Source organism: Pseudovibrio sp. Ad26 (assembly GCF_001623285.1).
Classification (GTDB): Bacteria; Pseudomonadota; Alphaproteobacteria; order Rhizobiales; family Stappiaceae; genus Pseudovibrio; species Pseudovibrio ascidiaceicola.
Map to the genome: position 1 here is coordinate 1 of NZ_LMCE01000006.1, position 24,236 is coordinate 24,236.

General features: G+C 52.2%; 21 protein-coding genes. 8 read left to right on the plus strand and 13 right to left on the minus strand.

Translation table 11 applies throughout. The features are described from left to right. Positions 1–259: 259 nt before the first annotated feature. Positions 260–1,036 (minus strand): class III extradiol ring-cleavage dioxygenase, encoded by a 777-nt coding sequence (locus tag PsAD26_RS01275; RefSeq protein WP_063308959.1) that lies wholly within the window; start codon positions 1,034–1,036, stop codon positions 260–262. Positions 1,037–1,239: 203 nt separating this feature from the next. On the opposite strand from PsAD26_RS01275, the gene dut reads away from it, so the two are divergent. The 3 genes from dut to cysK all read left to right on the plus strand — a co-directional run bounded on the left by dut (position 1,240) and on the right by cysK (position 3,691). Further along, positions 1,240–1,698 (plus strand): dUTP diphosphatase, encoded by a 459-nt coding sequence (gene dut / locus PsAD26_RS01280; RefSeq protein ID WP_063308960.1) that lies wholly within the window; start codon positions 1,240–1,242, stop codon positions 1,696–1,698. Positions 1,699–1,791: 93 nt separating this feature from the next. Then, positions 1,792–2,469 (plus strand): HAD family phosphatase, encoded by a 678-nt coding sequence (locus PsAD26_RS01285; protein WP_063308961.1) that lies wholly within the window; start codon positions 1,792–1,794, stop codon positions 2,467–2,469. 256 nt (positions 2,470–2,725) lie between these two features. Then, positions 2,726–3,691, plus strand: a complete 966-nt coding sequence (cysK, locus tag PsAD26_RS01290; RefSeq protein WP_063308962.1) for a cysteine synthase A — start codon at positions 2,726–2,728, stop codon at positions 3,689–3,691. Positions 3,692–3,779: 88 nt separating this feature from the next. Here cysK and PsAD26_RS01295 read toward each other — a convergent pair whose 3' ends face one another. The 10 genes from PsAD26_RS01295 to PsAD26_RS01340 all read right to left on the minus strand — a co-directional run bounded on the left by PsAD26_RS01295 (position 3,780) and on the right by PsAD26_RS01340 (position 15,979). Then, positions 3,780–5,105 (minus strand): folylpolyglutamate synthase/dihydrofolate synthase family protein, encoded by a 1,326-nt coding sequence (locus PsAD26_RS01295; RefSeq protein WP_063308963.1) that lies wholly within the window; start codon positions 5,103–5,105, stop codon positions 3,780–3,782. 104 nt (positions 5,106–5,209) lie between these two features. Next, entirely contained in the window at positions 5,210–6,130 is a 921-nt protein-coding gene (gene accD / locus PsAD26_RS01300; RefSeq protein ID WP_063298936.1) for an acetyl-CoA carboxylase, carboxyltransferase subunit beta, read from the minus strand. A 72-nt stretch (positions 6,131–6,202) separates the two neighbouring features. Continuing rightward, positions 6,203–7,033 carry a tryptophan synthase subunit alpha gene (gene trpA, locus PsAD26_RS01305; protein ID WP_063308964.1) on the minus strand — a complete coding sequence of 277 codons (831 nt, stop codon included), beginning with the start codon at positions 7,031–7,033 and terminating at the stop codon, positions 6,203–6,205. Positions 7,034–7,346: 313 nt separating this feature from the next. Then, a complete protein-coding gene (gene trpS, locus PsAD26_RS01310) occupies positions 7,347–8,429 on the minus strand; it encodes a tryptophan--tRNA ligase (RefSeq protein ID WP_063308965.1) in 1,083 nt (360 codons plus the stop codon). Between the two features lie 162 nt (positions 8,430–8,591). Then, on the minus strand, positions 8,592–10,145 hold the full coding sequence (gene murJ, locus PsAD26_RS01315) for a murein biosynthesis integral membrane protein MurJ (protein ID WP_063308966.1): 1,554 nt from the start codon (positions 10,143–10,145) through the stop codon (positions 8,592–8,594). Positions 10,146–10,151: 6 nt separating this feature from the next. Further along, entirely contained in the window at positions 10,152–12,980 is a 2,829-nt protein-coding gene (locus tag PsAD26_RS01320) for a [protein-PII] uridylyltransferase (RefSeq protein ID WP_063308967.1), read from the minus strand. Between the two features lie 58 nt (positions 12,981–13,038). After that, a complete protein-coding gene (locus PsAD26_RS01325) occupies positions 13,039–13,410 on the minus strand; it encodes a helix-turn-helix domain-containing protein (protein WP_063308968.1) in 372 nt (123 codons plus the stop codon). An 18-nt stretch (positions 13,411–13,428) separates the two neighbouring features. Beyond that, positions 13,429–14,100: a Smr/MutS family protein gene (locus PsAD26_RS01330; RefSeq protein WP_063308969.1), complete on the minus strand. Its 672-nt coding sequence runs from the start codon at positions 14,098–14,100 to the stop codon at positions 13,429–13,431. Positions 14,101–14,126: 26 nt separating this feature from the next. Beyond that, a complete protein-coding gene (locus tag PsAD26_RS01335; protein WP_208985454.1) occupies positions 14,127–15,197 on the minus strand; it encodes an MltA domain-containing protein in 1,071 nt (356 codons plus the stop codon). Between the two features lie 35 nt (positions 15,198–15,232). Beyond that, a complete protein-coding gene (locus PsAD26_RS01340; RefSeq protein ID WP_063308970.1) occupies positions 15,233–15,979 on the minus strand; it encodes a Tim44/TimA family putative adaptor protein in 747 nt (248 codons plus the stop codon). Between the two features lie 294 nt (positions 15,980–16,273). Between PsAD26_RS01340 and PsAD26_RS01345 the strand changes: the two genes are divergently transcribed. After that, positions 16,274–16,807, plus strand: a complete 534-nt coding sequence (locus tag PsAD26_RS01345; protein WP_063298930.1) for an FxsA family protein — start codon at positions 16,274–16,276, stop codon at positions 16,805–16,807. Positions 16,808–16,819: 12 nt separating this feature from the next. Here PsAD26_RS01345 and PsAD26_RS01350 read toward each other — a convergent pair whose 3' ends face one another. Continuing rightward, positions 16,820–18,013, minus strand: a complete 1,194-nt coding sequence (locus PsAD26_RS01350; protein WP_208985455.1) for a serine hydrolase — start codon at positions 18,011–18,013, stop codon at positions 16,820–16,822. Between the two features lie 237 nt (positions 18,014–18,250). Between PsAD26_RS01350 and PsAD26_RS01355 the strand changes: the two genes are divergently transcribed. The 4 genes from PsAD26_RS01355 (at position 18,251) to polA (ending at position 23,740) form a co-directional block, all read left to right on the plus strand. Next, positions 18,251–19,297, plus strand: a complete 1,047-nt coding sequence (locus tag PsAD26_RS01355; RefSeq protein WP_063308971.1) for an acyltransferase family protein — start codon at positions 18,251–18,253, stop codon at positions 19,295–19,297. A gap of 174 nt (positions 19,298–19,471) precedes the next feature. Further along, positions 19,472–20,248, plus strand: a complete 777-nt coding sequence (locus PsAD26_RS01360; RefSeq protein WP_063308972.1) for a DUF2092 domain-containing protein — start codon at positions 19,472–19,474, stop codon at positions 20,246–20,248. Beyond that, positions 20,245–20,727 (plus strand): hypothetical protein, encoded by a 483-nt coding sequence (locus PsAD26_RS01365; protein ID WP_063308973.1) that lies wholly within the window; start codon positions 20,245–20,247, stop codon positions 20,725–20,727. The genes PsAD26_RS01360 and PsAD26_RS01365 overlap by 4 nt, the downstream gene beginning before the upstream one ends. A 70-nt stretch (positions 20,728–20,797) precedes the next feature. After that, entirely contained in the window at positions 20,798–23,740 is a 2,943-nt protein-coding gene (gene polA, locus PsAD26_RS01370) for a DNA polymerase I (protein ID WP_084403530.1), read from the plus strand. 215 nt (positions 23,741–23,955) lie between these two features. Here the strand turns inward: polA and PsAD26_RS29580 are convergent, their stop codons facing one another. Then, the gene (locus PsAD26_RS29580; protein WP_193758231.1) at positions 23,956–24,129 is read right to left on the minus strand and encodes a hypothetical protein; all 174 of its coding nucleotides are present in this window, start codon (positions 24,127–24,129) and stop codon (positions 23,956–23,958) included. Positions 24,130–24,236 lie beyond the last annotated feature (107 nt).

Here is a 24,236-nt window from a genome sequence, read left to right on the forward strand (position 1 = left end):
GACAAACTCTTCTCGAAGTTTCATTGTTGAACACTCTTTCCAAGGCATCCCGGTCCCTCCCTGAATGCCATGTTAATGTGTCAACCATCTCTCCGAACACCTGTCACCTATGTCTCCGGTATGTACACGAAGACCCGGGACCCATACCCCCAGTATTAGAAATTGACTGAACGCTTTCGTGAAAGAGCACCAGTTATGGATCCCAGCTCAAAAGCTAGGACGACACCAAAGAAGTTTAACTGATGCACTCTCTTAGTGACTACCTGCTGTGAAACCGGAATGCACTCATGCTGATTGAGCGATAAGTGAAGCTCTCATGCAACTTCTCGCCAAATGACTTTTCTCCAGCAGCACCAAAAGCCACAAGAAGCGGAAGGAAATGCTCATCTGTTGGCAGTGCTTTCTGGTAGTATTTGTGGTTGCTGGAAGAAAGCAATGCACAGGTCTCTCCTCGTTCAGCCAGATCACTAACCCAGTGATCGAACTCAAGTGCCCAGTCAGGAACGTCGCCGTTTGCGGCCACTTCGGAAAAGTTATGCGTTAGCGCACCACTGCCAATAACGAGGATGCCCTCATCCGCCAAAGGCGCAAGCGCACGACCCAGATTGTAGCTTTCCTCGCTGCCATAGGCGTAAGGCAGTGAGATCTGCACAACAGGGACATCTGCCTCGGGAAATGCAAGAGATAACGGAACCCATGCACCGTGGTCCAAACCCCATGAATTATCTTCGCACACTGTCAGGCCATAGCGCGTAATGGCGTCATGTGTGCGGGCAACCAACCAGCTTGGTGCATCTGCAGCGTATTGCATGTCATAGAGTTGCTGCGAGAAACCGCGAAAGTCATGGATGGCCTTCAACGGGCCAGCTGACGTGATGACAAGCCGGTCTGTTTGCCAGTGAGGTGAAATGATCACGATGGCATTGGGCTTAACCTCTGAAACACAAAGGTTTTTGAGGAACTGGTGAGCTTCCAGCTCAGGTCTTATTGCGAGATCTGGTGCTCCATGGGGCAAAAAGAGAGGTGATTGTTTCATGTGAAACGCTTTTTTATTTCGGTTTGTTGATGAATTCCTTGTTCTCAACAGTGTATTGCATCAGCGAATTGCGACCAATCTCAGTAAAGTTGATAGGACTGTTCACTGAAAGTGACCTTATCGCAAGATAAGGAGCTTGATCGAATTTCATGCGCCTACTGGAAGAAATTGCAAACTCCTGTTAGAAAAGACGCCTCTTATCAATGGGCCTCTTCATGACACCAAAACTAAAAATTACGCGCCTTCCCCACAGCGAAGGATTAGAGCTTCCTGCTTATCATAGTGCAAAGGCTGCTGGTTTGGATTTGCAGGCAGCAAATGCAGATGCGATCGAGTTGAAGCCCGGACAGCGAGCGATGGTGCCAACAGGCCTGTCACTTGCGCTGCCATCTGGTCATGAGGGGCAGGTTCGCCCGCGCTCTGGTCTGGCCGCTAAACATGGTGTGACGGTCCTCAACACTCCAGGTACTGTTGATGCTGATTATCGCGGCGAAGTGAAGGTCATCCTGATCAATCTGGGGGAAGACACCTTTGTGATTGAGCGCGGAATGCGCATCGCTCAAATGGTTGTTGCTCCCGTCACGCAAGTGCAGATCGAAGAAGCCAAAGAGCTGGAAACCACCGAACGTGGTGCAGGCGGATTTGGTTCCTCTGGCGTTTAAGCGCATCTTCAAAGGATACGCTGGAAGAAAACTGGAGCATCTCGCGTTAACTCCCATAAGGGCGAGAGGCTCCGTGGAATACAAGGAAGAGTTATGAAGCCGGAACTGGTGATTTTCGATTGTGATGGCATTCTTGTCGACACCGAAACCATAGCGAATGAAGTCCTTTCTGACTTCATGAAGAAAATCGGCCTCGATTTTTCACCTTTGGAATGTCACCACCGCTTTACCGGCACCGCAATGGATACCATCAAGGAAGAAGCCGAGCGTTTAAGCGGCGAGAAGCTACCTGATGACTGGGCCGCGCAAGTCCGTCAGGCTGATCTGGTCGCATTTGAAGCTGGTATTGAGCCTATTCCGGGTATTCTGGATGTTGTTGCACATCTGAAAGCGGAAGGCATTCCATTCTGCGTTGGGTCTTCGGGCCGCTATGAAAAGATGCAGATGACGCTTGGCTCCTCTGGCCTCTGGGAAACCTTCAAGGACGTGCTCTATTCTGCGCAGGATTGCAAAATGGGCAAACCAGCACCGGATATCTTTCTCTACGCTGCCAAGGGTATGGGCTTCAAGCCGGAGCAATGCGTTGTAATTGAAGACAGTATCGCCGGCATCAAAGCCGCGAAAGCCGCAGGAATGCGCGTCTTCAACTACACGGGCGATGTAAACGCAGACATCGAGCAGGCCAAATCTCTGGGCGCAACGACCTTCGGTCACATGTCTGAATTGCCTGCCCTGTTGGGTCTCGAAGCGCTGGATCAAACCACCGCATAACTCATCTATTTCTGAGGAAGCGGTCTTTTCTGCAAAAGACCATACTAAATCATCCCTCAGATAGAATGTAATTCTATGGTTCTGTTGTATTTTACATCACATTTCTACGTCCTGTAGTTTTCGGGGTTTTTGAAACCTCGAAAACCCTCGTTACACTTCCTACATTTCATTAAGAAATTTAATGAGGCTGCAGCTCGGGATTCTTACGCCGAGACAGGGCTCAAACTCACAAGCAAATTGCATAAAGGGAATTTCGATGAGCACTTCCAAGCCGGGTCGTGGAAAAATTTACTCTTCCATCACTGAGACTATCGGAAATACACCAATCGTACGTCTGGACCGTTTGGCAAAGGCTCACGGCGTCAAAGGCAACCTGCTTGCCAAACTCGAGTTCTTCAACCCGATTTCCAGCGTGAAAGACCGTATCGGTGTCGCAATGGTTGAGGCAATGGAAGCCGCGGGCAAGATCATTCCGGGCAAAACCACTCTGATTGAGCCAACCTCCGGCAACACAGGCATCGCGCTTGCATTCGTTGCAGCTGCGAAAGGTTACCGCCTGATCCTCGTAATGCCAGAGACCATGTCTATCGAACGCCGCAAGATGCTGAAACTTCTGGGCGCTGAGATTGACCTGACTGAAGGTCCAAAGGGTATGAAGGGTGCAGTTGCACGTGCGGAAGAGCTTCTGGCGGAGATTCCAGACGCAGTAATCCCGCAACAGTTCGAAAACCCGGCCAACCCTGAAATTCATCGCAAAACCACAGCAGAAGAAATCTGGAACGATACCGACGGAAACGTTGACGTATTCGTATCCGGCATCGGCACTGGTGGCACCATCACAGGCACCTCTCAGGTCCTGAAAGAGCGCAACCCGGCACTTCACGTGGTCGCTGTTGAGCCAACTGATAGCCCGCTCCTGTCCGGTGGTCAGCCTGGCCCGCACAAAATTCAGGGTATCGGCGCAGGCTTCGTGCCAGGCGTTCTGGACACCACTGTTTATGATGAAGTGGTCACCGTTTCCAATGAGGACTCGTTTGCGCTGTCTCGTGAAGTGGCGAAAACAGAAGGTGTTCCGGTCGGCATCTCTTCCGGTGCTGTTTTGAAAGCAGCGATCGAAGTTGGCCAGCGGGATGAGATGGCAGGCAAAAACATCGTCATTATCATCCCAAGCTTCGCAGAGCGCTATCTCTCAACCGCTCTCTTTGAAGGTCTGGATGTATAATTCCAACAAGATCTGACATGAATTAAGGGAGGCAGTTGCCTCCCTTTTTTGCATCTCAAAGTCATTTCGAGTCTGAATCGAACCATGTTTACTCAGGCGGGGTACCATTTCGCTCAAGAATTTCGCCAGCTAAGTAAAGTGAACCGCCAAACAGAATGCGCGGTGCTTCGTCTTCATCTTGCGCACGACGTCTGATCTCTGCGATTGCTCTGTCCATGGTGCCATGAGCCGATGCTGAAAGGCCCGCAGCTTGTGCAATCTCCGCAAGTTCAATCGGAGAACGTCCTGCGCTCGTGGTGGTCAAAGGCACGCAGATGACATGCTTCGCCAGCCCTTCAAACTGCTCAAAGAACCTTTCTGGATCTTTGGTGCTCATCATGCCCATGACCAGATAGGTCGGACGGGATGCCTTATCCGTCAAATCTGCGAGGAAAGAGGAAATCACCTTTGCGGCGCCGGGGTTATGTCCGCCATCCACCCAGATCTCACTGCTTTCTGGCAGCTCGTCAAACAGCTTGCCTTCATAAAGAGGCTGCATCCGTGCTGGCCAGTTGATGGAGCGCAGTGCTTTATCGCAAGCAGCGCGAGCCTCTTCACTCTCTAGCAAGCCGGCCGCCCGCAATGCAGCCAGCGCAAGGCCAGAGTTGGACAACTGATGGAACCCGGCAAGCTTTGGCGGCGAAAGGTCTAGCAGACCAAACTCGTCCTGATAAACAAGCCGACCGCCCTCTTCCCAGGCAGAAAACTCCTGTCCCTGGAACCAGATAGGCGCGCGCTCCCGCCCGGCTTTGTTCTCAATCACATCCCACACAGCATCCGCTTGCGGACCCACGACAACAGGACAACCCGGCTTGATGATCCCAGCTTTTTCCAGTGCAATGCCTTCAAGGCTGTCACCCAAGAAGTTCTCGTGGTCTTTTGAGATCGGAGTAATCACACTCACCAGCGGCTTCTCAACAACATTGGTGGCATCCAAAACACCGCCAAGCCCAACTTCCAGAACAAGGTAATCGGCAGGATTGTCGGCAAACAGGTAGAACGCAACAGCAGTTGTTGCCTCAAAAAATGTCAGCTCTTGTCCGCCATTGGCTTTCTCAACCTGCTCAATTGCTTCAAGCAGTCCATCATCTTCAACAAAGCGTCCTGTACCACCCAGCCGAATGCGCTCGTTGAAACGAACCAGATGCGGTGAAGAATACACATGAACGGTTTTCCCCTGCGCCTCCAGAAGCGCCCTGACAGAGGATCCGGTAGAGCCTTTGCCATTGGTTCCAGCTATGTGGAAGACTGGCGGAATGCGTGTCTCAGGGCTCCCCAGCGCCTTCATGACCCGATGCATACGGTCTAAGGACAGATCAATCTCATCGGGATGAAGTTTCATCAAACGATCAAGGGCGGCTTTGATCTTGTTCATTGGCTATCCACCTTCAAATCTGCTGGGCAACTGAATAAAGAAAAAGCCCGGCACGGTATGCCGGACTTTTAAAAGCAAATCGCAACTCCGTGAGCCGTAAAGACTTATGGGGTTGCAGCAACCTCAGTGCTAGCCTCTGGTTCTGCAGGCTTTTCTTCAAGCACTGGCAGCTGAGCTTCACGCTTCATCAGCAGGTTACACAGGTTGGAAATGGTTTCTTTCAGCTCGTGACGATGCACAACCATGTCGACCATACCGTGATCACGCAGATACTCAGAACGCTGGAAGCCTTCAGGAAGCTTCTCGCGAATAGTCTGCTCAATCACACGCTGGCCAGCAAAGCCGATCAAAGCGTTCGGTTCAGCAATGTGAACATCGCCCAGCATCGCGTAGGAAGCCGTTACACCACCGGTCGTCGGGTTGGTCAGCACCACAATGTAAGGCAAGCCTGCTTCACGCAGCATCTGTACGGTTACAGTAGTCCGTGGCAGCTGCATCAGCGAGAGGATGCCTTCCTGCATGCGAGCACCGCCGGAAGCGGCAAACATGACGAAAGGTGTTTTGTGCTCAACGGCATGTTCCATACCGCGGATGATCGCTTCACCAGCTGCCATGCCAAGAGAACCGCCCATGAAGGCGAAATCCTGAACAGCAGTGGTCATGTCGTAGCCATTCACCTTACCGCTGGCGACAACGACAGAGTCGGTCATCTCGGTTTTGGCTTTGGCATCTTTCAGGCGATCAACATACTTGCGCTGGTCGCGGAATTTCAGTGGGTCGACAGCAACTTCTGGAGTCTCGATGCTGGTGTATTCACCCTGGTCAAAGAAATACTCCAAACGCTTCTTGCTGGAGAGGCGCATATGAAAGTTGGAGTTTGGTACAACCCACTGGTTTGCCTCCAAATCGCGATGGAAGACCATCTCGCCAGTTTCAGGGCACTTGATCCAAAGGTTTTCCGGAATTTCGCGCTTTTCGAGAAAGCTGCGGATTTTCGGCCGTACGACGTTGTTAATCCAGTTCACGGGCTGCCGCCTGTCTTTAATTTCGTTTTCAATTTTTAATGGCCATTAAACGGGCCATACGTAAAGCAATACTTATTTCCGAGCTTTTTCTACACCCACACGTAGTGAGCGTACAACTTCGGTAACAGCAGCTTGTGTCTGATTTGTGGCTTTACCGTTGTCGTCAAGGCTTGTTCTGATCGCCTCAACAAGAATGGAGCCAACCACCACACCGTCGGCATGCTTGCCAATTTCCTCTGCTTGTTCAGCGGTTTTAATGCCAAAGCCAACAGCAACAGGAAGGCCAGTGTGGGATTTAATTCGTGTAACTGCCTTAGCAACAGCAGTGGTGTCTGCAGCGGCAGATCCGGTTACACCAGTTACGGATACGTAGTAAACAAAACCTGATGTATTCGCCAGAACAGTTGGAAGGCGTTTGTCATCAGTTGTTGGTGTTGTTAGGCGGATAAAGTTTACACCACCCTCAATCGCCGGAATGCAGAGTTCATCATCTGCTTCGGCAGGCACATCAACAACAATAAGACCATCAACGCCAGCCTCACGTGCTTCTTTCACAAAAGCAGCGCTGCCACGTACAAAGATTGGATTGTAGTAACCCATCAGAACGATTGGGGTGTCATTGTCCTTTTTACGGAACTCACGCACCATCTGAAGCGTTTTGTCCATCGTGTGACCATGCGCCAGAGAGCGTTGAGTCGCCAGCTGGATTGGAACACCTTCAGCCATCGGGTCAGAAAACGGCATGCCAAGCTCAATAACATCACTACCCGCTTCTGGAAGTGCATCCAGAATAGCTTGTGAAGTGGCGAGGTCCGGGTCTCCGGCCGTAATAAAAGTTACGAGCGCAGGACGTCCTTCAGCCTTCAGCTTAGCAAAGCGTCGATCAATACGAGTTTCAATCATTCATCCGACCATCTGATGTATTGGGGCAAGCCCCACCAATCAATCAGCAAGGATGTAGGGGTGCAACTAGCCCTCTGTCAATAAACACAGCGCAAATTGAATGCGTTTCTGGCGTTTTTTATGAGAAATAGACAAGAGCTCCAGAGAATATCCAGCGATATAGACTCGCACAGCTCTCAATTAACCATTACGTCAATCAAGCTATTGCCTTTTCTGATCTTGTCATCGGCCTGAGAAAAGCTGTTGTGGAAGCTGAGAAACAAAAAAGCCGCAGATCCTCTGCGGCTTTCTCAGTCTTGAAACTAAACGCTTATTAGCCGCGACGGCTTTCCAGGAAGCCAACAATGCGACGTACATCATGCAGCACTGGTTCTGCAATCTCAGCAGCACGTTCAGCACCATCACGCAGAACGGCATCAACACTTGCAGGATCATCCATGATCCGGCGCATCTCACCGTTCATTGGCGCAAGTTTCTCAACAGCCAGCTCAGAAAGAGCTGGTTTGAATGCAGAGAACTGCTGGCCACCAAACTCGCCTAAAACGTCCGCTTTGGTACGTCCGGAAAGGGCAGCATAAATGCCAACAAGGTTGTCAGCTTCCGCACGACCTTCCAGTCCATCCACTTCACTTGGAAGCGCTTCAGGATCGGTCTTTGCCTTTCTGATTTTCTTCGCAATCGTGTCCTGATCATCAGTCAGGTTGATGCGGGAAAGATCAGAAGGATCAGACTTGGACATCTTCTTGTTGCCGTCACGCAGGCTCATGATACGGGTCGCAGGACCAGTAATCATTGGCTCGGTGACCGGGAAGTAAAGCTCATCCGGCGCTTCATGAGATGGTTCAGGGTTTGGAACACCAAGACCCAGCTCTTTGATGCGATCAGCAAAATCATTGTTGAACTTCTGCGCAATATCGCGTGTCAGCTCAAGGTGCTGCTTCTGGTCATCGCCAACCGGAACGTGGGTTGCGCGGTAAGCCAGAATGTCTGCTGCCATCAGGTTCGGATAAGCAAACAGACCAACAGAAGCGTTTTCTGCATTCTTCCCTGCTTTGTCCTTGAACTGAGTCATACGCTTCAGCCAGCCCATACGAGCGATACAGTTGAAGATCCATGCCAACTCAGCATGTTCTTTCACCTGGCTCTGGTTGAAGATGATCGACTTCTTCGGATCAACACCGGCTGCGAGATAAGCTGCTGTTACTTCACGGGTCTGCTGCGTCAGCTCGGCAGGGTCCTGCCAGACTGTGATCGCATGCATGTCAACGATGGAGAAGATGGTCGGCATCTGGTCCTGAAGCGGAACAAAGCGGACAATAGCACCGAGGTAGTTACCAAGGTGGAGGTTTCCGGTTGGTTGAACACCGGAGAAAACGCGAGGCTGAAACGCCGTCATAACAAATATCCCTAGGCTTGGGCCTGTTGGAAGGGCCAGTGGGTTGCGCGGGCATAGATTGAATGGGTGACAAACAAACTAGAACAGCCCGCGCAGATTAAGCCCGGTGGTTATGACTGCGCTTTATCGTATGTGCAAGTGATTTGCAGAGTGAGAAAGCCTTTATCGCCGCAATTTCTGCAGTTGTGCGCGAAAATCCACGGTCCCGGTAAGCTGAACCAAAATCCCAAAGGAAATCAGACCAATGGTGACAAGAAGGACCAGCTCGCTGGCTCGCACTACAAACAGATTGGAGGTTGAAAGCGGCTCCAAAACAAGTGTCCCACCATAGACGACAACACCCATCAAAGCACTGGCAAAGCCCAATAGCGGAATTCTTTTCAGTAATGCTGCGTCGACAACAAAATGACCACGCCGCCACAGCACAAAGGCCAGCAGCGCCGAGTTGACCCAACCCGCAGCTGTTGTCCCAATCGCGATGCCTACGTGTTTGAAGGTGGGGAACAACAAGATTGAAAGCGCTACGTTCACCACCATAGCAACAGCGGCAAAGTACATCGGGGTCTTGGTATCTTCCCGCGCAAAGAAGCCAGGGGAAAGCACCTTATTCAGCACAAACGCAGGCAAACCAACGGCAAATGCCATCAAAGCCAAAGCAGTTTGCTCAACAGCAGCATCCGTAAACTGACCGCGCTGGAATAACACAGAAATCACGGTATCTGGGATGATCACGAGCGCTACTGCAGCAGGAAGAGTAAGCGCAAGAGCGAACTCCATGGAACGGTTCTGCGTATGATGAACCAGCTCTTCCTGACCAGAGCGCAACTGCCGTGTCAGGCTTGGCAAAAGCACAACGCCAATCGCAATCCCTACCACACCCAGTGGCAGCTGATAGATCCTGTCAGCATAGTAAAGGTATGAATTCGCACTACTTTCCAGCGATGCGATGATCGTTCCGACCGTGATGTTGATCTGCGTAATCCCACCGGCAATCACACCAGGAACACCCAAAACCAGCAAGCGCTTTACGCCCGGCGTCCATCGCGGGCGCATGATAGGGACGCGAAACCCGAGCCGCTTCATACCAATGGCAACGACGGCGAGCTGAACAACACCTGCAACAGCAACACCAGAAACCAGCAGGACCCCGGTCGTCTGGTTGGGCTCCATACCATAAAAACCAATGCCTGCGAGCACGGCCATCATCACCACATTGAGCATGACGGGAGCCATTGCTGCGGCTAGAAACCTTTGAAATGTATTGAGAATTCCACTCAAAAAAGCGAGCAGAGACATAAACAGCAAATACGGAAATGCTATGCGTGACATGCGGACTGTGAGGTCGAATTTCGCTGGGTCAGAGAAGTAACCCGGCGCCAGCAAATGCACGAGCAAAGGCATGAAAACCTCTGCCAGAGCGAGGATAACCACCAGCGTCCAGAACAATGCCGCCGCAATCTCACCAGCAAACTTCCGCGCGCCCTGCTCTCCGTCTTCCTCAACAGAGCGGGCAAACAGTGGTACGAAAGCTGAGTTAAATGCACCTTCTGCGAACAATCTGCGGAACAGGTTTGGTAAGCGGAAAGCCACAACAAAAGCATCTGCAACAGGACCAGTGCCTACAAAGGCAGCCAGCATCACATCTCGCCCAAACCCGCAGAGACGGCTTAGCATTGTTGCACCACCAACCGTGGCGAAGCTCTTGAAAAGGCTCATATAAAATTACTTACCTGTATGTTTTTGAGGTTTACGGCGTGAGCTCGTAGGCGCTTTTTGTGGCTTTTTACCGTCAAAGGCATTTTTGAGTCTATCGCGAATAGATTCCTGGCGCCCCACATTGTGAACTTTCTGGCCAGTCAGATCGGTCACGTAAAATACATCAACCGCTTTCTCCCCAAAAGTCCCAACATGAGCACTCGCAATATTCAGGTTGAGAGCCGAGATCTCGGTGGTTAAATCAGACAGTAAGCCCGGTCGGTCAAGTCCGGTCACCTCAAGCACCGTATAGTTTTCTGACCATGAATTGCTAACTAAAACAGTTGTTTGCAGCGTAAACGCCTTGTTACGAGCATTCGGCTTTGTCGCTGCACCCTTCAGCTCAGGAACAGGCGCGGTCCCACGCAGTGCTTCTTTAATCAAACAGCAAATCCGCTCCCCGCGACGATACTCATCATCGTCCTCCGGCAGCTCACGGCTGATGTAGATCGTATCCAGCGCGAGCCCGTCTTTTGTGGTGTCGATATGCGCGTCCACAATGTTCCCACCTGCCGCAAAGCAAGCCCGCGCAATCGTAGAAAGCAACCGCGGATGATCTGGTGCCAGAACGGTAATTTCTGTAACGCCTTCAAAGGCATGAGGCTCCACAGAGGTCGCCAGATGCTCTTCTTCCTTGTCTGTTTTGCGGATCAGGTTCGCATGGTTGATCTTGCTCTTCAGATCAACGCGCAGCCAATAGGCCGGATAGTGGCGATTGAGGTAATTATCCAGCTCCTCATCAGTCCAGCCTACCAGCTCTTCCGCCAGCTCTTGCTTCGCATGGTCAACACGTTGCTGCTGGCTCATACGGCCATGACCACCGCTGAGGATCGTCTCGCTCTCATAATAAAGCGTGCGCAGCAACTGCCCTTTCCAGCCATTAAACACATTCGGACCCACTGCCCGAATGTCCGCAACCGTCAAAATCAACAGGAGCTGCAAACGCTCCAGACTCTGCACTTTACGGCAGAAATCCTTGATGGTTTTCGGATCACTCAAGTCGCGAGACTGTGCAACGGTGCTCATTTCCAGATGCTGCTCGATGAGCCAGGCGACCGTATCAGTCTCTGCTGGAGAAAGACCCAGACGTGGGCAAATCTTCCGCGCAATCTTGGCGCCTGCAATAGAATGATCCTCTGGCCGTCCCTTCGCCACATCATGCAAAAGCATTGCAACATAAAGGACTTTCCGGCTGTGAACCGACTTGATCAGATCCGTCGCTAATGGATGGCTATCACCACCCATCCCGCGCTCAATTTCAGAAAGAACACCAACAGATCGGATGAGGTGTTCGTCGACAGTGTAGTGGTGATACATGTTGAACTGCATCATCGCGACGACCTTCCGGAACTCCGGCAGGAACTGGCCAAGGATCGACGACTCGTTCATCGCACGCAATACGGTTTCCGGATCACTGCGACTTGTCAGGACCTTCAGAAACAGCCGATTCGCTTGTTCATTCTTGCGGAATTCCGCATTGATCAGCCGTCTGGATCGACGAACCAGTTTCAGCAATTCTGGATGCATATCCAAATTGGTTTTGTCGATCAGATAAAACACACGGATCACATTGACCGGATCTTTCTCAAAGATATCCGGTTTCGCCGCAATAATGCGCCCGTTCTCGACAAGGAAGTCTTTGGTTCCTTTGATGGATCGCCGCTTGTGCTTGCTTCCTGGAACAAAACTGCCAAGGAACCGCGAAATGCTTGGAGCGGACTTCACATGCTGCTCTTCAAGTGCAGCCGCAAAAATGCGTGTCAGATCACCAACATCCTTCGCAACAAGGAAGTAGTGCTTCATGAACCGCTCAACAGCCCGCATGCCGGGGTGGTCCATATAACCGAGACGGTCAGCAATTTCCCGTTGAACATCAAAGCTCAAGCGTTCTTCAGGGCGATTTGTCAGAAAATGCAGATGACACCGGACAGCCCAGAGAAAATCCTGACTCTTTCGGAACCGATTCAATACTCGCCGCGAGAAGACGCCTTTTTCAACCAGCCCTAAGCCACTGGGAACGCGATAAAAATACTTGGCGATCCAGAACAGTGTGTTCAGATCCCGCATACCGCCTTTGCCTTCTTTGACATTGGGCTCAACAAGGTAGCGGGACGCGCCGTGGCGTTCATGACGATCATCTCGTTCTGCGAGCTTAGCAGCGATGAAATCCGGTCCAGTGCCGGAAACGATTTCCTTGTCGAACCGTTTGGTAAGCTCTTGGAAAAGCTCAAGATCACCCCAAACATAACGCGCTTCCAAAACAGCTGTGCGAACGGTCATATCTTCGCGGCACTGCTTGATTGTCTCATCAAGGTTGCGCGTGGAATGACCGACCTTCAGGCCCATATCCCAAAGCATGTAGAGGATGAACTCAACGACCTGATCACCCCAGGGTGTTTGCTTGTATGGCCAGAGAAACAGCAGATCCACGTCAGAGTGCGGAGCCATCGTTCCGCGTCCATAACCACCGACAGCTATGATGCTGATACGCTCGGATTTTGTTGGATTTTCAACGGGATAAACATAGGTAACCGCAAACTCATAGATCACCTGAATGAGCATATCCTGCACACAAGACAAACGCTCGGAACATCGCCGACCCTGCCCGTCATCCATTAGGAGCTTTTCAATCTCTTTAAAGGCTGCTTTGTGCGTGGCTTTCAGCTTCGTCAGAACATCGCTGCGCAGCTTAAAGCTGTTGCCGTCGCCATTATGCTTCTCAACCAGTTCGTTGAGTTCATTGAGAAGTGATTGAGGATCAACCAGTTGATCCACTTTGAGTTCTTCAGGCGTCATATCAGCAGTCCACTTCAAAAGTCAGCAGACTGACTTTACAGAGCTTTGTCGGCTTAGACTAGATATTGTCGCGAGAGCTAACCACTCTTAATTGATGAATGAGGTGCTCTAGGGATTCCTCTGAGAGTCCATTGATCTTCGAGGCAAGCATATTGGTCAGCTCGGTTGCCCGGGGTGTCAGGCCTCCGGTGTCGATGGTGATTTTTGGGTCGGAAAGTTCCGCAAGTCTTTGAAGTTCTTCAGCTTCATCCCAGATCACGTTGAAATAAGTGATCATGCGCTGAACCATGTACCAGGTTGGAGTACCACGCTTGCCATGTTCAAGCGCGCTCAGGTAGGCAGAGGAAACCGAAAGAGCCTCCGCCATTTCCTTCAGGGTAATCTTCTGCTTAGCCCGCAGTTCTCGAACCTTGGCTCCAAAAGGCGTCATCTTGCTGATATTCCTGCCTTATTTCTTGCGCTTGCGGATGCGAACGTAAATCGCACCGCTGCCCCCATGCGAAACATGAGCTTGGTCGAAGCCTACCACACAGCTGCGCATATCAGGAAGGGAAAGCCACTGCGGTACCATTCTACGCAACACACCACGATCATCACCGTAAGGGCTGTTTGAGTTATCGAGCCCCTTACCGGTGATCACAAGCACGAGGGAGTAGCCCATGGCCTGAGACTGATAGATGAACGAGGTTAAGCGTTGGTGCGCTTGATACTGCGTCAAACCATGAAGGTCGATACGTCCATCAATATAGCCCTTGCCCCCGCGGACAACTTTTTTCCGTTCTTTCCGATTAAGCGGCGAAAGAGGAGGCATCGCAGGAACAACAGGCTTCGGCGGAGTATAGTCTGGCGCAGTCTTCCCTTTGGAACTGCGAGACTTTTTGGCCTGAGGCTTTGATGGAGAGGTCAGTTGCGGCTTAAGCTCAGGCTGAGGCATCTCAGCTTTTTGAGCGTGCATAAGGGACTGATCCGGCTCGGAAAGCTGCGTCGTATCTTCCAGCATATCAGAAAGGCGCTCTTGATGAATAGGCGTCAGAGTGGCTTTCACCCTGTCCCACAAGCGCTTGTCTGCTTCGCTCAGCTGCTTTGTCTTGGCTCGCTTTGCGCGATCACCATTCGTCATCTATCCGATCCGTCCACGATCATTTATTATTTTGGAACAAGGAGATAGAATTCCGCACGGTGACGGATATTCCCGGCAACGGCACCTGCCTCTGCACCACTTCCTACATAGATATCGCCGCGCGCGGGGCCTTTGATGGCTGACCCGGTATCCTGAGCAACCATAAGTTTGGCGAAGCGATCACCTGATGTGTCGTAGGTCCTTAACTCACTAGAGACAAAAATTAAACTGCCATAAGTGTGCAGATCATCATCAATTGCCAGTGATCTCAGGTCCGTCAGGGCTGTTCCTGCCCCTCCAATGGCTGCAATCTCAGTGTCTTGCGCAGATTGTAACTCAAAGAAGATGTAGGATTTATTGTGCCGAAACACGTCTTTCTGCTGGGATGGGTTTTTGGATAACCAGGCACGAAGCGCATCCATGCCCATGTTATCTCTGGAGATTTCGCCTAGCTCAATGAGCACACGGCCAATCGCGGTGTACTCATGACCAGACTTGCCTGCAAAAGCTAAACGACGCAACTCGCCATTGGGCAGACGAACACGGGCAGAACCCTGAACAGCTGTAAAAAATGCATCTATCGGGTCTTTCACCCACAGCACTTCAAGGCCCATTCCATCCAGTGCACCGTCCATCACATCGCCGCGTGTTGGCATCACCTTCAGGCCTTTGGGATAGGCATGAAGGGGAACAACAAACTCGTCAGTGCGAACAAGTGAGCCTTCCAGCTCTGGCATGTAGTAGCCGGTCACAAACCCGTCGTCCTCTACGCGCTGAAGCGTAAAGTTCTGTTCTAAAAAGGTTTTTGCATCACTTGCGTTATTTACGTCGATTTTGCGCGATTTTGCGCAGATAGCGCGTAATTTTGCGTCGCTAATGCCAAACGCCTTTGTCGGCAGCGTTCGGCCCTCGCTCGCCTCGCAGTGAGCCACAAATGCGGAAAGGGCCGCAGAATGATCATCTGCAGCCCATCCGTCGATTTCGTTGGGATCAAGTGGCCCGGAGAGCTTCGCGCTTCGCATGGTCCTATGGTCTTTTGTAAGGGTGTTTCCAGCTACAGCAGCAGAACTTATCCCCGCCGCGACGCTGAGTGCCATAATGAAACTCATAGCGCCGCGAGAGAAAGAAAACGTCATGCAGATTCAGTTGCAACCAGCTTCCAGTTTGGATCGTTCTCGCCAGTTACCCGAGCGAAGGTCCAGATATCGGTCAGGTCACTCACTGCGGTTGGGTCACCATCCACAATGCGGTTTTCAGAATCCCGTGTCGCGGTGATCAGCTGACCCTTGAAGCGAACAGTCACTTCAGCAAGCTTGTCTTTGTCGTTGAAGACCGCTTCCACAATGTCAGCTTTGTCGATACCCACAAAGGTGGACTCAACACGCTCATTGCGGCTTTCCCGGTCATCAATCGCAGCAGAGAAACCACTGAACACTTCAGGAGAAAGAAGCTCTTTGAGCGTGCGGCGATCACCCTGCGCAAACGACATCAAAATGATTTCGTAAGCGCCGCGTGCACCTTCCGCAAACTCTTTTGGATTGAAAGACGGCTCAGCTTTCCAGATTTCCCGCAGGCCGTGATTCAACTCACTGCCTTTTTGGGCAAGCTTGTCGATTTCGGCCTCAATCTGTTCGCGAGCTTCACGCTCTGCGCGCTCAGGGTCATGTTGAACATGCTCACTGCCTGGAAGAGGAATAACATTGTCCTCATTCTCAGGAGCCTGAGACTTTTGAGAGTCTTGTTTTTGCTGAGCAGAATACGGGTCAAATGGTTGACGCTCGTTACCGGTGCGATTGCCCAAAACGGAGCGTAACCGCAGGAAAATAACAACTGCCGCAATAAGGAAGATTATGTTGTAGACGTCGAATATTTCGTTCATTCCGAGTACCGACCGGTCCTTTACTCGTGGGCTGCCAGGCGCCGATGATCAAATGCATTAGATATCTAGATAATGTGCTCTAGCGCATTTTTACAGGCTCTGTCACTAATTTAAGGTTTCTATCAGCAACATCCAGCTATTTCGTGTCCATCCCAACGCCTTTTTAAAGTCTTACCACGCAAGTATAAGCTAAAATCAGTCATTGCAATTCTGTGAAGATCACCCACTATAAGTAAGATCGCTTCAAAAAGAAGTGATCAAAAAGCAAAATAAACCTGAACCTACGCGGACGCTATGCCACTCGGACTTATCATTCTTGCCTGTTTCATTCTGCTGCCAACCATCGAGATCTATCTCTTTATTGAGGTTGGAAGTGTTATCGGGGCAATTCCAACAATCCTGTTGACTGTAGCTTCCGCAGCTGCCGGCACCTATATGCTGCGCCAGCAGGGGCTGTCTTTGCTCATGCGCATGCGCGCTGAAATGGACTCGGGACGAGTTCCAAGTCATGAGATGATGCATGGCGCGATGATCGTGTTTGCGGGCCTCATGCTGTTGATTCCAGGCTTCTTTACAGACGCAATTGGCCTTCTGCTCTTCATTCCACCACTGCGTGAGGTGATTGGCAACTATCTGGCGCGCCACGTGAAGGTGCAAAACCTCAACGTCAATCCGGGTTACCGTCGCCGCGATGGCACTGTGGATCTGAATGAAGACGAGTGGAGCTCCTCCCGTCATACAGAGCAGGATGATGACCCTTCCCGTCCTCGTTCCAATGACCCGGACCAGATCAGCCCATGGTCAACTGACGACGACAAACGTCGCTAAATCCCGCCAAGCTTAACGGAGAGCTGCCTGAACTGACTCAGGGCTCTCCAACAGTGTCGCGACCAAAGCAATCAGATAAGTGACGTCCAGCTCCTGCTCTGCATTCCAGGTGGTTGAGAAGCACCAGTTATTTCCGTCAGGGTCTTCCAAGGCATAGGTCATGTTCAGCACGCCAATCTCGCTGCCGCCCTTATAGGCGTACGACGTCCAGTTATCTGGTTCAGCCACCCCCGGATTCACAAAAATTCCCTTGATATCCTTCACTTTCGCCACAATCTCGCACAGCTCGCGGTTTGAAATGTACCACTCGACACCTTCAGTCAAAGGCACGGAGACCTTGTCTATCGCTGGGAGCTGCGCCGGTAAGGCAGCAAGAATCCGCGCCCGCTCCTCTGGACTTGCCTTGCGATAAGCCTCTGCGGTTTGCTCGTCGGCCTTCAGGTGGAACAACTGCTGTGTTGTCAGCGCCGGCGAGGTCTCTCCCGGCAACATCACACTCTCCTGCCCCACCAGATCCATCAGCAAGTCTGTGGCTGTGTTGTCTGAGATCGCGATCATATTGCGCGCCACATCCAGCAAAACGAACTTCTTGCCAACCGGCTCATTCTGCATCGTGCCGCCGGGATACGAGATATGCCGTTGTTCCAGAATGACTTTGTCTTGCCAGCTCAGGTCGCCATCCCGAACACGCTGCGCCACTTGATCCAACACATAAAGCTTAAACGCTGAGCCGACCGCCAATTGAGCATCGCTGTTGTTTTCGGCGTGCACCTTCCCGTTCTGCATCAACAAAAAGCTCTGCGTTGCGGTCTGCTGCTTCATGTGGTCCAACAGGTCTTCGTGTTTCATGTCCTTCACAAGCGCAAAGCGAAACAGCAGTCCTGTCAGCTGACCTGTTGTGTTCTGCTTCAAAAGCGTTGGAATTGTGTAGGATTTCGTCTCAACCAGAAACTTGTGCGGGTCTTTGGTCGCCTCAACACGAAGCGCAGGACCATAAATCGAACGCTGTTCTGAAAGAATGGAGACCAGAAGTTCTTTTGGGATCTTCTGGTAGACTTCAGGCGCAAAGTCATCGGCGTCAAAGTCCGGCCCATTCCAGATTTTCTTGAGCAACTCCGGCGGGGTTGTTGCCTGCTGAGCACTTAAGGGCTGAGGGGCGATGACCAAAACTGCAACAGTGCATAACGCCTTAAAATACCTAAGCAATTGCATCTCCAGACTATCTGGTGGAACTATATGTATCCTAGGCGCATAAAAACTAACATTACCTTAGGTTAGAAATATGCAGGCGATAACACCATGTCCCTTTGCTAAGTCCTCAGCAGTCTCTTGATATTCAGTCGTGGTAACCAACAATTAAAGTTGAAGAGATGCCGCTAGTATTCGCATCCCTTAAAACTTATGATTGCACGAATTAACTAGTAAATTTATGGGCGGTATTACATGACGGCGCACCAAACCTCCAGTCGTGTGGATTGGGTCGACTACGCGAAAGGCTTTTGTATCTTTCTCGTGGTGATGATGCATTCAACCCTTGGGGTTGGCAGTGCCATCGGCGAAATGGGGTTCATGGGCGACATTGTTGCCTTTGCTAAGCCCTTCCGTATGCCGGACTTTTTCATGATCTCCGGCCTGTTTCTCGCCTTGACGCTGGATCGGGACTGGCGTCTGTATCTTGACCGTAAAGTCGTCCATTTCTTCTATTTCTACATTCTCTGGCTCACCATCCAGTTTGGAATGAAAGCGCCCTCCTTTGCCGCAGAGTTTGGCTGGGATGGCGTGTTGATGCACTACGCGCTCGCCTTCGTACAGCCATTCGGAACCCTCTGGTTCATCTACGCCCTGCCCGTTTTCTTCGTCATCACCAAACTGCTGCACTCACTAAAAGTGCCGTGGCAAGTGACCTTGCTGGTCGCTGCTGGCCTGCAAATCAGCGAGTTGCACACCGGCTCTGTGCTGATTGACGAGACAGCCGCTCGCTTTGTGTTCTTCTTCGCAGGCTACATTTTTGCGCAAAAGATCTTCGTCATTGCTGACTGGGTGCGTGAGAATGTGCTGAAAGGCTTGGCCTTTGTGCTTGTCTGGGCCGTCGTCAACGGCCTGTTCGTTGGCTACGGCTATGCCGACCTGCCATTCGCCTCGCTTGCTCTGGGCGGTTTGGGCGCATTGGCGGTGATCACCGTTTCTGCTCTGCTTTCCAAGGTGAAGGCGCTGGATCTGCTGCGCTACATGGGCAAAAACTCCATCGTGATCTACCTGTCCTTCTTCTTCCCCATGGCTGTCTCGCGCACCATCTTACTCAAACTGGGCATCATTCAGGATGCGGGCGTGATCTCATTGATCGTCACGTGCACCGCAACCATCGCACCGATGATCCTGTTCTGGTTGATCACCAAAATAGGCTACGGCCAGTTCCTGTTCAAACGTCCGGCATGGGCCTACATCGCGGAAATGCCACGCGCCAAGAGCCCTGCACCGTCACCAACCTGATATCTGCACAAAAATGCTGATCTGCCTAAGCCCCCGGAGCCGCTGCTTTCGGGGGCTTTTTGCATGCATGTTCAGCAAGCGGCAATTTTAGTGGTTGGGTTCAGAAGGTCTTTCCGGTCTTTGCTTAGGCTTTGCGGAAGCAAACGGTGTGACAAGATCAAGGAACGTATCTCCATGAAACTCGGGGCTCTCAGGGTTCTGCCGCTTCTCTTCATTCTTGTGGCCATCGGCTGGCTGGAGCTACGCCCTCACCCCGCTGTTGCGCAAAAAGAAGATAAAGCACGTCAAGTCCTCAATGAGACCGTCGAGAAGTTCGGTGAAATCAAAGCCATGAGCTTTACCGTCTACGCGAGTGAGGAGCGCATCTTTAAAGACATGGTACCGCTGAACTTTGTGTTTGAATACACAGTCAACATCCTCGGACAGGGTGATCTGAAAATCGATCTCCCACGACCCGATGGTATGAGTGAAATCTATCTTGATGACGGCATCATCACCTACTTTGATAAAACGCGGAACATCTACACCCAGGGTGATTTCAGAGGCACTTCATCGGAATTTATTGAGGTGCTACGCACTGATTTCCAGCTCACATTGCCTGGTATTGATCTGGTCAACCCGGAACTGGACCAGATGCTCGATGACCTGACAACACGGTCCGTCTATGTCGGGCGTGAGGTTCTGCCAGAAGGGGTTGCCCATCATCTTGCCTTTTTTAACGATCAGGTAGATTGGCAATTGTGGGTCTACGAAGACAGCGGCCTGCCCGGTTATCTCATTATCACCTATAAGGATCTTGCTGGCGTGCCCCAAACACATCTGTCCTATCGAGGTTGGAATCTGGATCCTAAGTTCAGAGGAGAAGATTTCAGATTCAATCCACCGGAGGGGGCTGAACACTTCAGTTTGCCCGCCCTTTCAGCGATAGAAAGCGGAGGGAGCTCAAGATGAGTTACTCCACATCAATGCCACATCTCAAAAACATGCTCAGATCATTGGCTGTCCTGGCCTTTATCTCAGGCACTGGCATGTTCTCAGCCCAAGCGCAGGACACTCCGCCTCCCCCAAAACAGGCCACACCCGCCGAAGTTGTGGAGTGCGAGGAAGAACACATGAAGCGTGAGGGTCTCGCTGATCTGGGTGACTCTCAATATCGCGATAAGATCCGCGATCTCTGCAACAAATCCGTACATGGTGCTGAAAAAGCAGAGGCGGGAAAAGAGCCAGCCACCAACGACTATTACTTCAGCGGTGACAACAACGGCTTTGTCTATGAGCTCAACGAAGAATGCCAGCAGATCCGCATTCAGGATGAGCTGATTTTCATCTGTCCGGAAGGCAAATACAAACCAACCATCCGCAACAACCAATCCGGTTTCATGCCTTATTTAGAGCCCGTGGAACCCATTAGGCAGGGTGAGAAGCCGTGAGGCAGTCATCTGCAATAAAACATCATTGAAAAAGGGTTAATTCCTCTTTCTTTGTCGGCCTAAGGCGGGCATGATCCCGCTCATGTCGACACAATCCATTGCACCAGCTCTCACAGAGAACGATCACCTCATCCTGATCGATGGCTCTACCTTCATTTTCCGCGCGTATCACGCGCTGCCGCCGCTTACTCGCAAGCCCGACGGACTGCCCGTTGGCGCGGTTTCCGGCTTCTGCAACATGCTTTGGAAGATGATGCAGGAAGGCCCCACCAAAGAAACCGGTGAAGAGCCAACCCACTTCGCCGTGATTTTCGATAAGTCCGGCAAAACGTTCCGCAACGATTTCTACCCGGAATACAAAGCTCACCGCCCACCGCCGCCAGAAGACCTGCGCCCGCAGTTTGGCCTGATCCGTCAGGCAACGCGCGCGTTTGGTGTGCCTGCCATTGAGCAGCAGGGCTATGAGGCGGATGACCTGATTGCCACCTACGCCCGTCAGGCAGCCGCACAAGGCGCCCGCGTTACCATCGTTTCCGGCGATAAAGACCTGATGCAGCTTGTCACCGATAAGATCGGCATGGTCGACACCATGAAAAACAAGGTGATCGGCAAGCCCGAGGTCTTCGAGAAATTCGGCGTTGGCCCGGAAAAGGTCGTCGAAGTGCAGTCGCTCGCAGGCGATAGCGTCGATAACGTGCCCGGCGTCCCAGGCATCGGCCTCAAAACCGCCGCTCTGCTCATCAACGAGTTTGGCGATCTGGATAGCCTTCTGGCACAAGCCGACACCATCAAGCAGAAGAAGCGCCGCGAGAACCTCATCGAGTTCGCTGAGCAGGCCCGCATTTCCAAGCGCCTCGTGCAGCTGGAAGAGGCCGTGCCGGTGGAAACTCCGGTTGAAGATTTCACCGTGTGTGATGTGGATGGCGCGCAAGCTGTCGGCTTCCTCAAAGCCATGGGCTTCACCAGCCTCACCAAAAAAGTGGCAGATAAAACCGGCGCTGTGCTGGAAAACATCGAGCCGATTGAGCCTGTGATTGAAGGCTGGGAAAGCACTGCAAAACCGGCAGAACAAGCTGAGGATTCTGCGGGAGAACTTGAGGGTAAAGCATGGACCGCCGCCCCTTTAGCAGAGAAAGTTGCGGCTGAAATATCTGCGCTGCCTATAGATAATTCCGCATACGAAACAGTTTCCACCACTGAGCGCCTCAAAGAGTGGATAGCGCAGGCCTATGAAGTGGGCTACGTGGCTGTGGACACTGAGACAGATGCCCTCAACGCCATGGAAGCTGGCCTTGTTGGCGTTTCCCTCTCCTGCACCCCGGGCAAAGCCTGTTATATCCCGCTGGCGCATGTGGATGGCGAAGGCGATCTCTTCAGCGGCGGTGCGCTGCTGGAAGGCCAGATCCCGCTCAAAGAAGCTGTTGCCCTGCTCAAGCCAATGCTGGAAGATCCAGCTGTCCTCAAAATCGCGCAGAACATGAAGTACGACTGGCTCGTGCTCAAACGTTACGGCGTGGAAATGGCACCGTTTGATGACACCATGCTGCTCTCCTACGCGCTTGACGCGGGTATGGGCGGCAATGGCATGGATGAGCTCTCCCAGCGCTGGCTCAACCACACGCCAATCCCGTTCAAGGAAGTGTGCGGCTCCGGCAAATCGCAAATCTCCTTCGACAAGGTGCCGCTGGACAAAGCCACCTCCTATGCGGCGGAAGATGCAGACGTCACCCTGCGCCTCTGGAAAATCCTCAAACCACGCCTCGCTGCTGAGGAAATGACCGTGGTTTATGAGCGTCTGGAACGCCCGATGGTGGCCACGCTGGCCAAAATGGAGCGCCGCGGCATCTCCATCGACCGTCAGATGCTCTCCCTGCTCTCCGGCGAGTTTGCGCAAGGCGCAGCCGCGCTGGAAGCGGAAATCCACGATAAAGCAGGCGAAATCTTCAACGTCGGCTCGCCAAAGCAGCTGGGTGAAATCCTGTTTGGCAAAATGGGTCTGCCCGGCGGCAAAAAAACCAAAACCGGTGCCTGGTCCACTTCGGCTTCCGTGCTGGATGACCTTGCCGCGCAAGGGCATGAGCTGCCAAGCAAAATTGTAGAGTGGCGCCAGCTCAGCAAGCTGAAATCCACCTACACCGACGCCCTGCCAAGCTTCATCAATCAGGAGACGGGCCGCGTCCACACCTCGTTCTCGCTGGCGTCCACCTCCACGGGCCGTTTGTCCTCCTCTGAGCCAAACATCCAGAACATCCCGATCAGAACCTCTGAAGGCCGCAAAATCCGTCAGGCGTTTATCTCTGGGAAGGGCAAAAAGCTCATTTCTGCCGATTACAGCCAGATCGAACTGCGCGTGCTCGCCCATATGGCCGATATTCCGCAGCTCAAACAGGCGTTTGCTGATGGGCTCGACATTCACGCCATGACAGCAAGCGAGATGTTTGGTGTGCCGATTGAGGGCATGGACCCAAGCGTTCGCCGCCGCGCCAAAGCCATCAACTTCGGCATCATCTACGGCATTTCCGCGTTCGGCCTTGCAAACCAGCTGGGCATTGGTCGTGGTGAAGCCGGTGACTACATCAAAACGTATTTTGAGCGCTTCCCGGGTATCAAAGAGTACATGGAAGAAACCAAAAAGTTTGTCCATGCAAACGGTTACGTCGAAACCATCTTTGGCCGCCGCGCCCACTACCCGGATGTAAACACCAAAAACCCGAACATGCGCCAGTTCTATGAACGCGCAGCCATCAACGCCCCAATTCAGGGCTCAGCGGCAGATATCATCCGCCGTGCCATGGTGCGTATGGACGAGGTTCTGGAAACGGCAAATCTGGACGCGCAAATGCTGCTGCAGGTGCACGATGAATTGATCTTTGAACTGCCTGAGGATCAGGTGGATGAGACCAAAAAACTCGTCATCTCCACCATGGAAAAAGCAACAGAACCCGCCCTCCAGCTCTCGGTCCCGCTCAAAGTGGAAGCCGAAGCCGCCACCAACTGGGAAGAGGCGCACTAGCGCTTCTTTTTCCCTCAGGGCAAGGCAATTTGCCCCAGCAAACAGTGCGATCCCGGGCCAAGCACCCTGCCAACCCGGGCCGCACAAAACCACGCACATAAAGCCTTTGCCCATCTGCAGACCACGAACACTGAAGCCGCCAAGCCACACCCCTTCGGTGTCTTCCCGGCCACTGAGCCGGGACCCATGCGGCGCCACCTCGCGCTCAGCTGCTCTTATCGCCCGCACTCCCCAGCAACCACCTCATCAGCACTCTCACCAATGCCTTCACAAGCAGCTCTGGATCCCGGATCACCGCTCCGCTCGTCCAGGATGACGTCAAAGGGCAAAGCAACGCCACACCCCAACACCGTCATCCCGCACTTGATGCGGCAACTGTGTTTATGCATTGAATGGAACATTGTCTCTGAGCAGTGCATTGGCTGTGATGAGTATCTTTCGCGCCAGAGCAATCATAGCCGCTTTGAAGGGCTTTCCTCTTTTGATGAGTGCTTGA

Excerpts from the sequence above, each read along its gene's own strand:
- PsAD26_RS01355 (WP_063308971.1), top strand. The coding sequence starts at position 18,251 with ATGACGGCGCACCAAACCTCCAGTCGTGTGGATTGGGTCGACTACGCG.
- murJ (WP_063308966.1), bottom strand. The coding sequence starts at position 10,145 with ATGAGCCTTTTCAAGAGCTTCGCCACGGTTGGTGGTGCAACAATGCTA.
- PsAD26_RS01335 (WP_208985454.1), bottom strand. The coding sequence starts at position 15,197 with ATGGCACTCAGCGTCGCGGCGGGGATAAGTTCTGCTGCTGTAGCTGGA.
- PsAD26_RS01365 (WP_063308973.1), top strand. The coding sequence starts at position 20,245 with ATGAGTTACTCCACATCAATGCCACATCTCAAAAACATGCTCAGATCA.
- PsAD26_RS01325 (WP_063308968.1), bottom strand. The coding sequence starts at position 13,410 with ATGACGCCTTTTGGAGCCAAGGTTCGAGAACTGCGGGCTAAGCAGAAG.
- trpA (WP_063308964.1), bottom strand. The coding sequence starts at position 7,033 with ATGATTGAAACTCGTATTGATCGACGCTTTGCTAAGCTGAAGGCTGAA.
- PsAD26_RS01285 (WP_063308961.1), top strand. The coding sequence starts at position 1,792 with ATGAAGCCGGAACTGGTGATTTTCGATTGTGATGGCATTCTTGTCGAC.
- PsAD26_RS01320 (WP_063308967.1), bottom strand. The coding sequence starts at position 12,980 with ATGACGCCTGAAGAACTCAAAGTGGATCAACTGGTTGATCCTCAATCA.
- PsAD26_RS01340 (WP_063308970.1), bottom strand. The coding sequence starts at position 15,979 with ATGAACGAAATATTCGACGTCTACAACATAATCTTCCTTATTGCGGCA.
- PsAD26_RS01275 (WP_063308959.1), bottom strand. The coding sequence starts at position 1,036 with ATGAAACAATCACCTCTCTTTTTGCCCCATGGAGCACCAGATCTCGCA.
- PsAD26_RS01345 (WP_063298930.1), top strand. The coding sequence starts at position 16,274 with ATGCCACTCGGACTTATCATTCTTGCCTGTTTCATTCTGCTGCCAACC.
- cysK (WP_063308962.1), top strand. The coding sequence starts at position 2,726 with ATGAGCACTTCCAAGCCGGGTCGTGGAAAAATTTACTCTTCCATCACT.
- PsAD26_RS01295 (WP_063308963.1), bottom strand. The coding sequence starts at position 5,105 with ATGAACAAGATCAAAGCCGCCCTTGATCGTTTGATGAAACTTCATCCC.
- dut (WP_063308960.1), top strand. The coding sequence starts at position 1,240 with ATGGGCCTCTTCATGACACCAAAACTAAAAATTACGCGCCTTCCCCAC.
- polA (WP_084403530.1), top strand. The coding sequence starts at position 20,798 with ATGATCCCGCTCATGTCGACACAATCCATTGCACCAGCTCTCACAGAG.
- trpS (WP_063308965.1), bottom strand. The coding sequence starts at position 8,429 with ATGACGGCGTTTCAGCCTCGCGTTTTCTCCGGTGTTCAACCAACCGGA.
- PsAD26_RS29580 (WP_193758231.1), bottom strand. The coding sequence starts at position 24,129 with ATGCATAAACACAGTTGCCGCATCAAGTGCGGGATGACGGTGTTGGGG.
- PsAD26_RS01330 (WP_063308969.1), bottom strand. The coding sequence starts at position 14,100 with ATGACGAATGGTGATCGCGCAAAGCGAGCCAAGACAAAGCAGCTGAGC.
- PsAD26_RS01360 (WP_063308972.1), top strand. The coding sequence starts at position 19,472 with ATGAAACTCGGGGCTCTCAGGGTTCTGCCGCTTCTCTTCATTCTTGTG.